We start from the raw sequence: 13,153 nt of genomic DNA on the forward strand, positions 1-13,153 counted from the left end.
AGGGAGTTTATGGAGATGCCCCGCCCCTGTCAACAGGGGAAATTCAGGTTCGAGATCGTTTGCCTGCTTTGCGAGCAACTTCGGATCAAAGTGCGACCAGTGGTGCATTTTGTCGGCACCTCACCGCTGTCTTGCAGGAAAAACGGCCACCCGGAGGTGGCCGTTTGGCGTGATGTTCTCAAGCCGAGATCAGCGGTTGAAGATCAAGCGCATGCCCAATACCTTGTCGGTGACCTGACCGTTCTGCCAGGCAATCTGGCCGTTCACCAGGGTCATCTCAAGCAGGGCGCGCTGGAAGCGGTCATCATCCAGATCAGCGGTTGAAGGTGAGTCGCTTGCCCAATACCTTGTCGGTGACTTGGCCGTTCTGCCAGGCTATTTGTCCGTTCACCAGGGTCATCTCGATGGTGCTCTGGAAGCGGTAGCCGTTGAACGGGGACCAGCCGCACAGGTAGAGCAGGTTGCTGTCGGTGACCACGTAGGGCTTGCCGAGATCCAGCAGCACCAGGTCGGCGAAGTAGCCTTCCCGGATGTAGCCGCGATCCTGCACCTGGAAGCGCTCGGCCACCGCGTGGGAGGTCTTCTTGACGATGGTTTCCAGGCTGAAGACCCCGTTGTGGTAGAGCTCCAGCAGCGCCTGCAGGGAGTGCTGCACCAGGGGCACGCCGGACGGCGCCTTGAAGTAGCTGTTCTGCTTCTCTTCCCAGGTGTGGGGAGCGTGGTCGGTGGCGATGATGTCGAGCACGTCGTTGCGTACCGCATCCAGCAGGGCGTGCTGGTCGGCAGCGCTCTTCACCGCCGGGTTGCACTTGATCTGGCTGCCCAGGGTGTCGTAGTCCGCCTCGTTGAAGAAGAGGTGGTGGACGCACACTTCGGCGGTGATGTTCTTGTCCTTGAGATCCTTCAGATCCGGGGTGGCGGTAAAGAGCGAGAGCTCTTTCGCCGTGGTCAGGTGCAGCACGTGCAGCTTGGCGCCGTACTGCTTGGCCAGGGAGACCGCCATGCTGGAGGATTTGTAGCAGGCGTCCGCGCTGCGGATGCGGCCGTGCTCGCGCATGGGCACGTCTTCGCCCCACTTGGCGCGAGCTTCGTCTTCCAGCACCTTGATGGACGGGGTGTCCTCGCAGTGGGTGACGATCATCACCGGGCTCTCGCGGAAGATGGCTGCCAGGGTCTCCTGGTTGTCCACCAGCATGTTGCCGGTGGAGGCCCCCATGAAGATCTTGATGCCGCAGGACTGCTTGGGATCGAGCTTCTTGATCTCTTCCAGGTTGTCGTTGGTGGCACCCAGGTAGAAGCTGTAGTTGGCGGCGGCGGAGTTGGCGGCGATCTGGTATTTGGCTTCGAGGGCGTCGATGGTGGTGGTCTGGGGATTGACGTTGGGCATTTCCATGAAGCTGGTGGTGCCACCGGCCACGGCGGCCCGGGATTCACTGGCGATGGTTCCCTTGTGGGTCAGGCCGGGCTCCCGGAAGTGGACCTGATCATCGATCATCCCGGGGATGAGATGACGGCCCGTTGCATCGATCACCACGGCATCGGGGGCACTGATGTCCGGGGCGACGCGGGCGATCCGCTCACCCTCGATCAGGACGTCGGAGGCATAGATGCGGCCTTCGTTGACCAGGGTGGCATTCTTGATAAGCAATTTGTTCATGGGGGGTTCCAGTTCCTTTGCCGATAATCCGGGGTCATAATATCGCAAACTGCACTTTCTCTGTAGCAAGGCCTGAGTAATGAAGTTATTTGTTAGAGATTTGACTGTGATCGATTCCAGCTATTTATGCGAGCGCCGCGGCATGGTGGGCGAGAGCTGGCTGGTGGACATCGAGATGAGTGGCGAGCTCAACGAGATGAGCATGCTGCTGGACTTCGGTCGGGTGAAGAAGCTCATCAAGTCGATCATCGATGAAGAGGTGGATCACAAGCTGCTGGTGCCGACGGAATGTCCCCTGGTCCATGTCCACGCGCTGGAGAACGACGAGAGCACCGTGGATCTGCTGCGTCCGGGTCGCGCCATCCACCTGCGTTGCCCGACCCAGGGCTTTGCCTTCATTCCGGCCCCCCAGGTGGATAAAGAGTCGGTGACCCGCTATCTGCTGGGGGTACTGGCCAAGCGCCTGCCCGGCAACATCAAGGATCTCTCCCTGACGTTGCGCCAGGAGCGCATCGAGGGCGCCTTCTACCACTACAGCCACGGCCTCAAGAAGCACGACGGCAACTGCCAGCGCATCGCCCACGGCCACCGTTCTCCCGTCGAGATCCTGGTGGACGGGGAGCGTGACGAGGAGCTGGAGTTCAACTGGGCCGAGCGCTGGGCCGACATCTACCTGGGCACCGAAGAGGACAGGGTGGCCCTTGGCGAACTCGCCCTGAGCGAGCGGGCCGAGGCGTCACTGAAAGAAGGGGACGCTCACTACATCGGCTTCAAGTATGTGGCGCCCCAGGGGCTGTTCCAGCTCGCCATGCCGGCGGCGGAGGTGGAGATGATCGACACCGACACCACCATCGAGCTGCTGGCCCACTACATCGCCCGCGAGGTGAAGAAGCAGGTAGGGGACAAGTTCGTCAAGATTGTCGCCTATGAAGGGGTCGGCAAGGGCGCCATCGCCTACGCCTGATCCAGGTTCTTCGCTGCCATGAAAAGGCCCCGCCAATGCGGGGCCTTGTCGTATCGGGTCGTGGCCATCAGGCACTGAGGCGGAAGCGCTGGACCAGCCCCTCCTGCTGCTCGGCAAGGGAGTCGAGCTGCTGGCTGGTCTCGGCGACCCGCTCTATGCCCTGATAGTTGAGATCCGAGATGTCGGAGATGCGGTTGAGGTTGGTGGCGATGTCGGCGCTGGTGGCCTGCTGCTGCTCGGCGGCGGAGGCTATCTGGCTCGACATGTCGCTGATGAGCACCACGATGCCCTGCACCTCTTCCATGGCGTTGTTGGCCTGGGAGCTCTGATCCACGCAACTGTCCATCTCGCGGGAGCACTCCTGCATCACGTTGACCGCCCGGGCGACGCCTTGCTGCAGGTTCTCGATCATGGTCTGGATTTCGCTGGTGGACTGGGCGGTGCGGCCAGCCAGGTTGCGCACCTCGTCGGCCACCACCGCAAACCCGCGTCCCTGTTCGCCGGCGCGGGCCGCCTCGATGGCGGCGTTGAGGGCCAGCAGGTTGGTCTGCTCGGCGATGCCGCGGATGACGTCGAGGATGTTGCCAATCTGGCCGCTCATGGCGCTCACGTCGCCAATCACCTTGCCGGTCTGCTGCAGCTTGCCCGCGAGCTGATGGGTGGTGGTGATGTTGCCTGCCATCACCTTGCGCCCCATCTCGGAGGCCTTCTCCACATCCTGCACCCGCTCCAGGGTCTGGTTGGCGGCCTGGGCCACCTCCCGCACCGAGGCCTCCATCTGGGTCATGGCGGCGGCGACCGAGGCGGTCTCCTGACGCTGTTTCTCCAGATCCGCCCGCACCGATTCGGTGGTGTGGCGGTTGTCGTGGGCGGCGCTGTTGAGCTGGGTCGAAGCCTGGGAGAGCTGCTTTAGCACATCCCCCATCTGGTGGATCAGCAGGTTGATCTGGCTGGCGAGCTGGCCGAATTCGTTCTGGCTCTTGAAGCCGACGCGCTGGGTCATGTCACCCTGGGTCACCTCGGTCAGCACCCGCAGCAGCTCTTTCAGGGGGCGGCGGATGGCCTTGCCCAGGGTGAAGGCCACCAGGATGGCGACGAAGATGGCGATGGCGATGCTGATCCCCTGGGTCAGGGTACTCTGGGTCTGCACCCGATCGGAGGCCTGGATGCTGGCGTTCATCAGCTGCTGGCTCTGGGCGGTGATCCCCTCCAGCTTGTTCTGGATGCTGAGGATGAGCTGGCTCGCCTGCTTGCTCTGCTCGCGCATGGCCTGCTGCTGCTTCATCAGAGCCAGGTATTGGGAGAGCACGCCGTCATTGCCCGTGGTGTCGCGCACGAAGCCATGGACGTAGTGGCCCATGTTGTTGTCGAAGTCCTTGAGCTCCCCCTGGAGATCCTTGATGGTGCTGTTGAAGCCCTCGATCTGCATCTTGTTGCGCTTGAGAGCCGCCTCGATGGGGGCGGGGATGCTCTGGTTGAGGGCATCCATGGTGGAGAGCTCGATGGCGGAGAGCTTGGTGGTCAGGGTCTCGGAGAGCATTTTGATGAAGCTGTCGTCGATGGTGACCATCATGTCCCCCAGGTTCTTCTTGAACTGGGGCAGGCTGACCTGGAACTGGCCCTTGGCCTGATTGACCTTGTGCAGCCGGGTGAGCAGGGCCTCGTGTTCGCCGGGCAGGGTCTGGGTCAGTTGCAGGTAGTCATCCACCAGCTTGACGAGGGCAGTCATGTCCGCCTGCAACTGGGGATGAACCGCCACCTGCTGTTTGAGGCTGGCGACCATCTTGTCGACCTGGCCCTTGGCCTGTTGCAACTCGGCCACTTCCGCCGGCAGTTGCTTGAGATCCTGCTCGGTCAGCACGTTGGTGAGCCATTTGTTGGCGCTGAGCAGGCTTATCTGGGTCTGGCTGCTGGCGAGTACCAGCGGCATGGACTCCTGGGTCACCTGATCCAGGGCGCCGCTGAGTTCGCTCTGGCCGCGAAAGGTCAGTACCGCACTGGCGACCATGACGGCGACCAGGATGGCAAAGCCCAGATAGACTCTCTGTAGGATCGAGAGGTCTGACATTGTTTGTTTCATTATTGTCCCGCTGTCTGTGCAAAAGTCCCTTGCCTGAGTACCCCGTCCCTTTGATACCCTGCATGCCCCGAAGGGGATGCCGTTGTGGTTCGCGGGACGTCTCCTCGCTATCGGTATTCTTCACAATAACTGAAGCGATTGGGACAACGGCTGTGCCAAATGTCGGCTTGTGTCACACTTGGCGCGTTGCGGCGGCCTGTTTGGGAGCCGCTTGAGCTTTATATTGAATTTTCTTTTTCCTATAAAGGAGTTACCCATGGCGCAAGAAACCATTTTCAGCAAAATCATCCGCAAGGAGATCCCCGCCGACATCCTTTATCAAGACGATCTGGTGACCGCGTTTCGCGACATCCAGCCCAAGGCCAAGACCCATATTCTGATCATTCCCAACGTGCTCATCCCCACCGTCAACGACGTGGAGCCGGATCACGAGCTGGCGCTGGGCCGGATGTTCACCGTGGCCCGCAAGCTCGCCAGCGACGCGGGCATCGCCGAGGACGGCTACCGCCTCATCATGAACTGCAACCGCCACGGCGGGCAGGAGGTCTATCACATCCACCTGCACCTGGTCGGTGGCGAGCCCCTGGGACCCCTGCTGAGCCTGTGATGCGCCTCGTCACGTCGACCGGCCTGCTGTTGGCCGGTCTGCTGCTGGGGGGCTGTGCCTCCCAGTGGAAAGACATGTTCGTCTCCTACTCGGATCAGATGGTGCCCTTGCGCAACCAGCTGCTGCTGGGCCATGCCGCCGAGGCCCTGCCCGAGGTGCGCGAATCGACCCCGGGGGACGACACCTTCGTGCTCGACCAGCTGGAGAAGGGGCGCATCGCCTGGCTGGCGGGTCAGGACGGCCCCAGCAAGCAGGCCTTTGCCGCCGCCGACAGCCGGCTTGCGTGGGAAGACAATCAGGCCGAGTACCGCCTGAGCCAGGGACTGGCCCAGGCGGGCAGCCTGCTCACCAACGATCAGACCCTGGCTTACCAGGCGCCCGATTACGAGCGCACCATGCTGCACCACTATCTGGCGCTCAACTACTTGCAGCGCGGAGATGCCGACGGCGCCCTGGTAGAGGTGCGCCGTGCCAATCAGGTGCAGGAGCAGGCCCTTAAACGGCGGGCCGACGAGGTGCGCAAGGTCGCGCAGGAGGGGGAGCAGGAGGACGAAGCCGGGGAGATGCGCCAGCTGATGTCGCGCGGCGCCCCCGAGCTCGATCGCCTGATAGGCCAGGTGAAAAACGGTTTCCAGAACGCCTACACCTTCTATTTCTCCGGCGTGCTTTACGAGGCGGCCGGGGATCTCAACGACGCCTGGGTCGATTACCAGCGCGGCTACCAGATAGCGCCGGACAACCAGAGCCTGCAGGATGCCCTGCTGCGCCTGGCCCGGCTTCGCGGCTCTCCCGAGGAGCTCAAGGAGACCGAGCAACGGATGGGCCGCAAGGCGCCGCCCTTGGCCAAGGATCAGGGCCAGCTGGTGGTGCTGTTTGAAGATGGCCTGATCCCGGCGCGCCGGGAGCTCTTCCTGCCGCTGCCCATCTCCACCTCCAGCGGCGATTTTCGTACCTTTACCGTGGCGGTGCCCTATTACGACAATCGGGCCAGCGACGGCGCCCCGCTTACCCTGTCGGTGGGCAAGGGGGTGGCACAGACCAGCGAGCTGGTGAGGCTGGAGGCGCTGGCGGCCAAGGATCTGCAGGAGCGGCTGCCCGGCATGCTGACCCGGCAGGCCCTGCGGCTGGTGGCCAAGGAGCAGGTACGGCGCACCGCCGCCAAGGAGGGGGGGGATGTGGGCAACATCCTGGTGGGGATCTTCAACACCCTCTCGGAGCGGGCGGATACCCGCAGCTGGCTGACGCTGCCCGCCAAGGCCTCGAGCTGGCAGGGGATGGTCCCGGCCGGGAACGTCACCCTGACCCTGGGGGCGGGCAGCGCCATGCGCACCCTGCCACTCAGCGTCCACGCCGGGCGCACCACCCTGGTGTGGGTACAGCGCCTGGGGAGCGGGCTCACGACCCGGGTGATGCCCCTCTAGGGGGAACCGGATATGGCAACTCAGATGAATGACCGGTCAGGCCGACGGCCACCGGCAAGGAGAACAAGATGAAAGCACAAGGGTTGGCCCTGGGCCTGGTTCTGCTGCTGACGGGCTGTGCCACCAATACTTCCGGCGTGGCGCTCTATGGCGCGGCCGGTGCGGCGGCGGTGGCCGAGCAGCATCAAAACGTCAACGTCACCCTGACCGAACTCAGCCGGCGCCAGCAGAACGGCCTGTTGCAGGTCAACGTGGCGGCGGCCAGCACCCAGCGTGGTGACAACAGGCTGCAATATCTCTTCTACTGGTATGACGACGCGGGGCAGGAGGTGGCCAGCGATGGCCGCGGCTGGACCCCCCTCAAGCTGCATGGCTACCAGACCCGCACCCTGTCCGCCCTGGCGCCGAGCCCGGCTGCACGGGGTTACCGGATTTACGTTCGCGAAGTGATGGAGGAATCCTACTGATGAAAATGAATCATGCCCTGCTGATCCTGACCGGCGCCCTGCTGCTGGGCGGCTGTTCCAGCACCACCGTCAGCTATGGCGATCCCACCGAGACCGAGACGGTGACCGTCGATTACGGCTCCTCCGACTTGCAGGCCATCGCCGACAAGATGGCGGATTCCATGCTGGCGTCCCCGGCCACCAGCGAGATCACCGCCGGGGGCCGCCCGGTGATGTTCATGGACTCCATCCGCAACAAGACCTCGGAGCACATCGACACCGAGGCCATCACCGACACTATCCGCACCAAGCTACTGCGCTCGGGCAAGTTCCGCTTCGTGGACATGAGCAAGGTGGCGGCGGTCAAGCAGCAGCTCGAATACCAGCAGGGCAGCGGCATGGTGGATCCCGCCACCATGGTGCGGCTCGGCAAGCAGACCGGTGCCCGCTACATGGTCTATGGCAACCTCGCCAGCATCGTCAAGGACAACGGCAAGGTGAAGGACGTCTACTACCAGATGACCATGAACCTGATGGATGTGGAGAACGGCGAACTGCTGTGGGCCGATCAGAAAGAGATCCGCAAACAGGCCAAGAAGTCCACCTTTGGCTGGTGAGGACCCGCGGGGGCAGGGGGATCTGGCGGAGCTGGCGCTCCTCGCCAGCCTGCCGGCGCCCTGGGATCAGGGGCGCCTTGAGCCGCTGGGTCAGGGCCTGACCAACGGCAACTACCGGCTCTGCCTCCCCACTGGCGAGCAGGCCTTCCTGCGCCGCGGTCATCCGGATCCGGTGCGCCTTGGCATCGACCGGGCCACCGAGTGGCAGCTCTACCAGGGGGCGGTGGGGCAGGGGCTGGCGTTGCCCTGTCATCACGGCGATCCCGCCACCGGTCTGATGCTGCTGGCGTGGTGCGACGAACCCAACTGGGCCGAGCAGGCGCCGTCTCTCGCCGCGCAACCCCGCCTGATGGCGGATGTGCTGGTGCGGCTGCACCGCCTGCCGGTGCCGACCGTGGTGATGGCGGTGCGGGCCCACAGCGGCGGGTATCGGCAGCGTCTGGCCCATATCCCTCCCTGGCTGCCCGCCCTGGAGCGGGCCCTGCTCTCGAGCCGGGAGCCGGACGACTGCTGGCTCCCTTGCCATCACGATCTCAATCCGGCTAACTTGTTGGGGTCGCGGCCCTGGGTCATCGACTGGGAGTACGGCGCCGCCGGCCATCCTGGGTTCGAGGTCGCCAGCATCCAGCGCACCCACGGCTGGAGCGAAGAGCAGCGGTGCCAGTTGGAGAGCTGCTATCTTGAAGCCATGGACGGGGCAGCGACGGGGCTGGGGCCCCGGGGATTCCAGGCCGATGCCTTCCTGCCCTGGGTCGATTACATCGGCCTGCTGTGGGCGCTGCTGATGGCCGAACAGCAACCCGGGCCCGAGTATCAGGCCCTGATCGACATCAACCGCCAGCGCCTGGAGTGATGCCAGGCAACGGCCCGCGCGACGCGTGTATTCAATGAATGGGAGGCATGCATGGTGACCACATTCTCATGGCGTCAACCGCGTAGCTGGAGCCTGCTGCTGCTCTGCCTGCTGCTGACGGGTTGCGCCACCCGGGTGATCTACTACTGGCTCGACTCGGCCATCGTCTGGCAACTGGACGACTACTTCTCCCTGGACCGCAGCCAGAAGAAGCTGCTGGACCAGGAGGTGAAGGGGCTGATGGCCTGGCACCGGCAGCATGAGCTGCCCATCTATGCCCGGGATCTCGACGCCCTGGCCAAGGCGGTGGCCAGCCCCATGAGCCCGGCCCAGGTGACCCTGCATCTGGACAGAACCCAGGCGAGCCTGACCCGTACCCTGGAGAACGCCATTCCCCGCACGGTGCGCCTCGCCAAGACCCTGACCGACGATCAGGTGGCTCGCTTCATGGCCGATCGGGTGAAGCGCCAGCAGGAGCGCCAGCACGATTTTGCCACCCAGTCGAAGGCCGAGATGATCAAGGGCTTTCGGGAGAAGATGAACGAGCGCCTGGTGTTCTGGATTGGCAAGGTGAAGCCGGCCCAGGAGCCCCTCATCACGCAGTGGGCCGAGTGGCAATACGAGATGATGGCCCCCTGGCTCGACTTTCAGGAGGCCTGGACCAAGGAGCTGGATCGGCTGATGAAACAGCGCCAGAGCCCGGATTTCGGCCAGGAGCTGACTCGCTTGCTCCAGCAGGGGGACGGCCTGATGGATGGCCGCTTCACCGGCTACACGGACCAGTCCCGCCAGCGCACCATCCAGTGGCTGAGCGATCTCAGCCACTCCATGGATCTCTCCCAGCGGGCCCACCTCTACACCCTGCTCAAGGACTATGCCGAGGACTTCGAGGCCATGACCCGCAGCCGCTGAGGACGCGGTGAGACAACACAAGGGCGGCGGGCCCCGGGCCTGCCGCCCTTGTTCTTGTGGGGCAGGCTGTGGTAGCTTGCCCTTTCTATTGTGTGGGAATTAACTTTTGAACCTGACCGACAACGTGAAACTGGCGGCGATGACCCTGCTCATCACCCTCGCACTGTTGTTCTCTACCCTCTCGGTGGAGGGGGTCAAGGTACCCGCGTTCCAGCCCTCGGCCCAGCAGGCCCACTCGCTGGCGGAGGGGGCGGCACCTGCCGACGCAAGCCCGGCGGCCCACGGCGTCAGCGGCAGTGACGATGGCATCGTCAAGTTCGTCGGCTCCCACCAGAATCACCTGCTGCGCCTCGAGCACTCCCTGAGCCGCGATCATCAGCCCGGCAGCGTGATCTACGAGCTGGTGATGAGCTGGTCCCAGCAGGCGATCCTGCTGCTGCTGTGCGGCCTGCTGTTCTATGCCGCCCTCTTCTACCCGGGGACGAGCTTTCGCGATCACTTCGCCGGCATTCACAGGCGCCGCCTGCAGCGCCGGCATCTGCAGTACCGCTTCGCCCAGAGCTTCCTCGCCTGATCCCGATGGGGTCAGCTTGCCACCTGTTGCCTCATCTTCTCTCTGTTGCTGTTCACTTTTAGTGAACGGCTAGGCTGTCTTGTTTCATTTTTTTGCACGGCGCGACCCCGGTGTCGCCCCTTGCCATCGCCTGACAGAGGCCGACTTCATGAGAAAAAAGAGTCATACCGTGTTGAACCGCATGAGCCTGTGGCAGTACGCCCTGTTGCTGCTGATGCTGGTCACGTTCGCGTTCTATTCCCTGCCCACCTTCTTCGGTGAGCAGCCCTCCCTCGGTCTGCACGGCCAGTCGCGCCTGAGCGACGCGCAGCGCACCCTGCTGGCCGAGAACCACATCGACCCCCTCAAGCAGATCGCCCAGGGTGGCCGGATGGCGCTGGTGTTCGCCAGCCAGGGGGAGCAGCAACTGGCCAAGCAGTTGCTGGAGCAGCAGGGGCTGGACAGCGCCGCCCTGACCCTGGAGTTCTACTCCAACGCCCCGGCCTGGATCAGCCGGCTCGGCGCCGACCCCATCAAGCTCGGGCTGGACCTGCGCGGCGGCTCCCAGCTGCTGATCGGGGTGGACGTGGATTTCGTCATCGACAACCAGACCAAGAACCTGGTGGATACCCTGCGCACCCGTTTTCGCGAGGCCAACCTGCGGGGGGCCAGCGTGATGCGCACCGCCCAGGGGAGCGTGGCCGTCACCCTGCCCGACGTGGCGGGGCAGGAGGCCTGGCTCTCCATCATCAAGGAGAGTGCCGGTACCCGCCAGGATCAGTGGACACTGAGCCGTTCCGGCAATGCACTGACCCTGGTGCTGAGCGACGCCGAGCGCACCCTGCTGGTGAACAACGCCGTGACCCAGAACCTGTCGATCCTGAAAAAGCGGATCAACGAGCTCGGCATCGTCGAGGCCTCGGTGGTGCGTCAGGGGCAGGACGGCATCCGCATCGAGCTGCCGGGGGTGCACAACCCCAAGCAGGCGAAAGAGGTGATCGGCGCCACCGCGTCCCTGGCCTTCTATGAAGCCAAGGCCGACAGCCGCTTCTTCATGGCGGATCGCAGCGGCCAGGCAGTGGGGCTGGCCCGCCAGCCGGTGCTGAGCGGCGAGCATATCGTCGATGCCCGCGCCAACATGGGGGAGATGGGGCAGCCCCAGGTCAACATCGTGCTCGACACCCTGGGGGGGAGCAAGATGAACCAGTTCAGCCGCCAGCACGTGGGCAAGCCCATGGCCACCGTCTTCACCGAGTACAAGACCAACGCCGAAGGCAAGCTGCGCGCCCGAAGCGAGGTGATCAACGTCGCCACCATCCAGACCGCCCTTGGCAACCAGTTCCGCATCACCGGGATCGGCAGCCTGCCGGAGGCCCAGGAGCTTGCCATGCTGCTGCGGGCCGGGGCCCTCACCGCGCCGCTGAAGATCCTGGAGGAGCGCAGCATTGGCCCGACCCTGGGTCTGCAGAACATCGAGGCGGGCTTCACCGCCCTGGCATTCGGCATGGCGGGCATGATGCTGTTCATGATGGCCTGGTATCGCAAGTTCGGCTGGGTCGCCATCACGGCGCTGGTTGCCAACCTGCTGATGCAGGTGGGCATGCTGGCGGTATTGCCGGGGGCCGTGCTGACCCTGCCGGGGATCGCCGGTCTGGTGCTCACCGTCGGCATGGCGGTGGATACCCATGTGCTGATTTTTGAGCGGATCAAGGACCGGCTGCGGGAAGGGGGTTCGTTGGCCAACGCCATCGACTTTGGTTATCGCTCGGCGTTTCGCACCATCTTCGATGCCAACATCACCACCCTCATCTGCGCCGTGGTGCTCTATGCCATCGGTTCCGGGCCGCTGCAGGGCTTCTCCATCACCCTGATCCTGGGGCTCATCTCCAGCATGGTGACCGGCATCTGGGGCACCCGCGCCATCATCAACCCCCTGTGGGGCAACAGCCGCGCCAAGCTGCTGAGGGTATGACCATGAACCGACTTCATCACCATGACGCCGCGCCCGTGAGTCTGCATGACCTGCGCACCGACCGCTTCCTGCCGGGAAGCCTGAACCACCTGACGTCGAGGGAAGAACAATGCTGAGAATGATCCTGGCCATGGGGCTGACCCGCTGGCGCTATATCGGGCTGTGGGCCTCCGTGCTGCTGACCCTGGCCTGCGTGGCCATCCTTGCGACAAAAGGGCTCGCCCTCGGGCTCGATTTCACCGGCGGGATCCTGCTGGAGTTTCGCATCCAGACCCTGAAAGAGGCCCATGAGCTCAATGCTCTGCTGACGGCGCCCCTGGCGGGGGTGGTGGAGCTGCACGGCGCCGGTGTGCCCGGCGAGTGGCTCATCAAGCTGCCCCCCCACGCGCTGCCCTGGGCGGCGGAGGATCTGGCGACCATGCTGGGGCAGCAACTCGCCTTGCCGGTGGAGCTCTTGCGCACCACCATCGTCGGGCCCCAGGTGGGCGCAGAGCTGTTCCAGCAGGGGATGCTGGCGGTGCTGGTGGCCTCGCTCGCCATCTCCGCCTACCTGGCGGTGCGCTTCGAGTGGCGCCAAGCCATCGGCATCCTGGTGTCGGTACTGCACGACGGTCTGGTGGCCATCGGGCTGCTCGCGCTCTTTGACATCGAGTTCGACCTCAACGTCATCGCGGGCCTGATGGCGGTGATAGGCTACTCCCTCAACGACAGCATCGTCATCTCGGACCGGTTGCGGGACTTGCTGGGGTCTCGTACCCGCATGGGGATCCACGAGTGCTCGGACGTGGCCATCAAGGCCACCTTCAGCCGCACCATGATCACCTCGGGCACCACCCTCTTCACCGTGGGGGCCCTGCTCCTGTTCGGCGGCGACGCCCTCTACGGCTTCTCCTTCACCCTGTTCGCAGGCATCCTGGTGGGGACGCTCTCCTCCATCACGGTGGCCTCCACCGTGCAGGAGCTGCTGGGGCTCTCCCCCCAGGCCTACCAGAAAAAAGAGGAGGAGCTGGCCGAGGCGGCGTGACCGGCGAGCGCCCTGTCACGGGGCTCATGGGCGGCCAGTGCGGCCGC

13 protein-coding genes are annotated in these 13,153 nt (G+C 64.2%); 11 read left to right on the plus strand and 2 right to left on the minus strand.

The features are described from left to right. The first annotated feature begins 9 nt into the window (after positions 1 to 9). Positions 10 to 324, plus strand: a complete 315-nt coding sequence (locus AB5Y54_RS13075) for a hypothetical protein (RefSeq protein WP_162540563.1) — start codon at positions 10 to 12, stop codon at positions 322 to 324. Here AB5Y54_RS13075 and AB5Y54_RS13080 read toward each other — a convergent pair. Beyond that, positions 314 to 1,657 carry a dihydroorotase gene (locus AB5Y54_RS13080; RefSeq protein ID WP_039038976.1) on the minus strand — a complete coding sequence of 448 codons (1,344 nt, stop codon included), beginning with the start codon at positions 1,655 to 1,657 and terminating at the stop codon, positions 314 to 316. The genes AB5Y54_RS13075 and AB5Y54_RS13080 overlap by 11 nt on opposite strands. 79 nt (positions 1,658 to 1,736) lie before the next feature. Here AB5Y54_RS13080 and AB5Y54_RS13085 point away from each other — a divergent pair, with 79 nt between their 5' ends. Beyond that, positions 1,737 to 2,621 carry a 6-carboxytetrahydropterin synthase gene (locus AB5Y54_RS13085; protein ID WP_162540564.1) on the plus strand — a complete coding sequence of 295 codons (885 nt, stop codon included), beginning with the start codon at positions 1,737 to 1,739 and terminating at the stop codon, positions 2,619 to 2,621. A 67-nt stretch (positions 2,622 to 2,688) separates the two neighbouring features. Here the strand turns inward: AB5Y54_RS13085 and AB5Y54_RS13090 are convergent, their stop codons facing one another. Continuing rightward, a complete protein-coding gene (locus AB5Y54_RS13090; RefSeq protein WP_109112359.1) occupies positions 2,689 to 4,701 on the minus strand; it encodes a methyl-accepting chemotaxis protein in 2,013 nt (670 codons plus the stop codon). Positions 4,702 to 4,957: 256 nt separating this feature from the next. Between AB5Y54_RS13090 and hinT the strand changes: the two genes are divergently transcribed. The 9 genes from hinT to secF all read left to right on the plus strand — a co-directional run bounded on the left by hinT (position 4,958) and on the right by secF (position 13,106). Further along, positions 4,958 to 5,308, plus strand: coding sequence for a purine nucleoside phosphoramidase (gene hinT / locus AB5Y54_RS13095; RefSeq protein ID WP_010674343.1), 351 nt, complete (start codon positions 4,958 to 4,960; stop codon positions 5,306 to 5,308). Next, positions 5,308 to 6,729: a COG3014 family protein gene (locus tag AB5Y54_RS13100; RefSeq protein WP_216986988.1), complete on the plus strand. Its 1,422-nt coding sequence runs from the start codon at positions 5,308 to 5,310 to the stop codon at positions 6,727 to 6,729. Before hinT ends, AB5Y54_RS13100 begins: the two co-directional genes overlap by 1 nt. Before the next feature lie 68 nt (positions 6,730 to 6,797). After that, complete coding sequence (locus tag AB5Y54_RS13105) at positions 6,798 to 7,196, plus strand: YcfL family protein (protein ID WP_039038972.1); 399 nt, start codon at positions 6,798 to 6,800, stop codon at positions 7,194 to 7,196. Beyond that, complete coding sequence (lpoB, locus tag AB5Y54_RS13110; RefSeq protein ID WP_010674346.1) at positions 7,196 to 7,792, plus strand: penicillin-binding protein activator LpoB; 597 nt, start codon at positions 7,196 to 7,198, stop codon at positions 7,790 to 7,792. The genes AB5Y54_RS13105 and lpoB overlap by 1 nt, the downstream gene beginning before the upstream one ends. Next, positions 7,782 to 8,645, plus strand: coding sequence for a phosphotransferase (locus tag AB5Y54_RS13115; protein WP_216986987.1), 864 nt, complete (start codon positions 7,782 to 7,784; stop codon positions 8,643 to 8,645). Before lpoB ends, AB5Y54_RS13115 begins: the two co-directional genes overlap by 11 nt. Before the next feature lie 51 nt (positions 8,646 to 8,696). After that, a complete protein-coding gene (locus AB5Y54_RS13120) occupies positions 8,697 to 9,557 on the plus strand; it encodes a DUF6279 family lipoprotein (RefSeq protein WP_109113059.1) in 861 nt (286 codons plus the stop codon). A gap of 106 nt (positions 9,558 to 9,663) precedes the next feature. Next, positions 9,664 to 10,131, plus strand: a complete 468-nt coding sequence (locus AB5Y54_RS13125) for a hypothetical protein (RefSeq protein ID WP_109113058.1) — start codon at positions 9,664 to 9,666, stop codon at positions 10,129 to 10,131. Between the two features lie 148 nt (positions 10,132 to 10,279). Next, complete coding sequence (secD, locus tag AB5Y54_RS13130; protein ID WP_029314367.1) at positions 10,280 to 12,082, plus strand: protein translocase subunit SecD; 1,803 nt, start codon at positions 10,280 to 10,282, stop codon at positions 12,080 to 12,082. A gap of 109 nt (positions 12,083 to 12,191) precedes the next feature. After that, the gene (gene secF, locus AB5Y54_RS13135) at positions 12,192 to 13,106 is read left to right on the plus strand and encodes a protein translocase subunit SecF (protein ID WP_174213908.1); all 915 of its coding nucleotides are present in this window, start codon (positions 12,192 to 12,194) and stop codon (positions 13,104 to 13,106) included. Positions 13,107 to 13,153 lie beyond the last annotated feature (47 nt).

It is taken from the genome of Aeromonas sp. s9 (assembly GCF_040907765.1).
Lineage (GTDB): Bacteria > Pseudomonadota > Gammaproteobacteria > Enterobacterales > Aeromonadaceae > Aeromonas > Aeromonas caviae.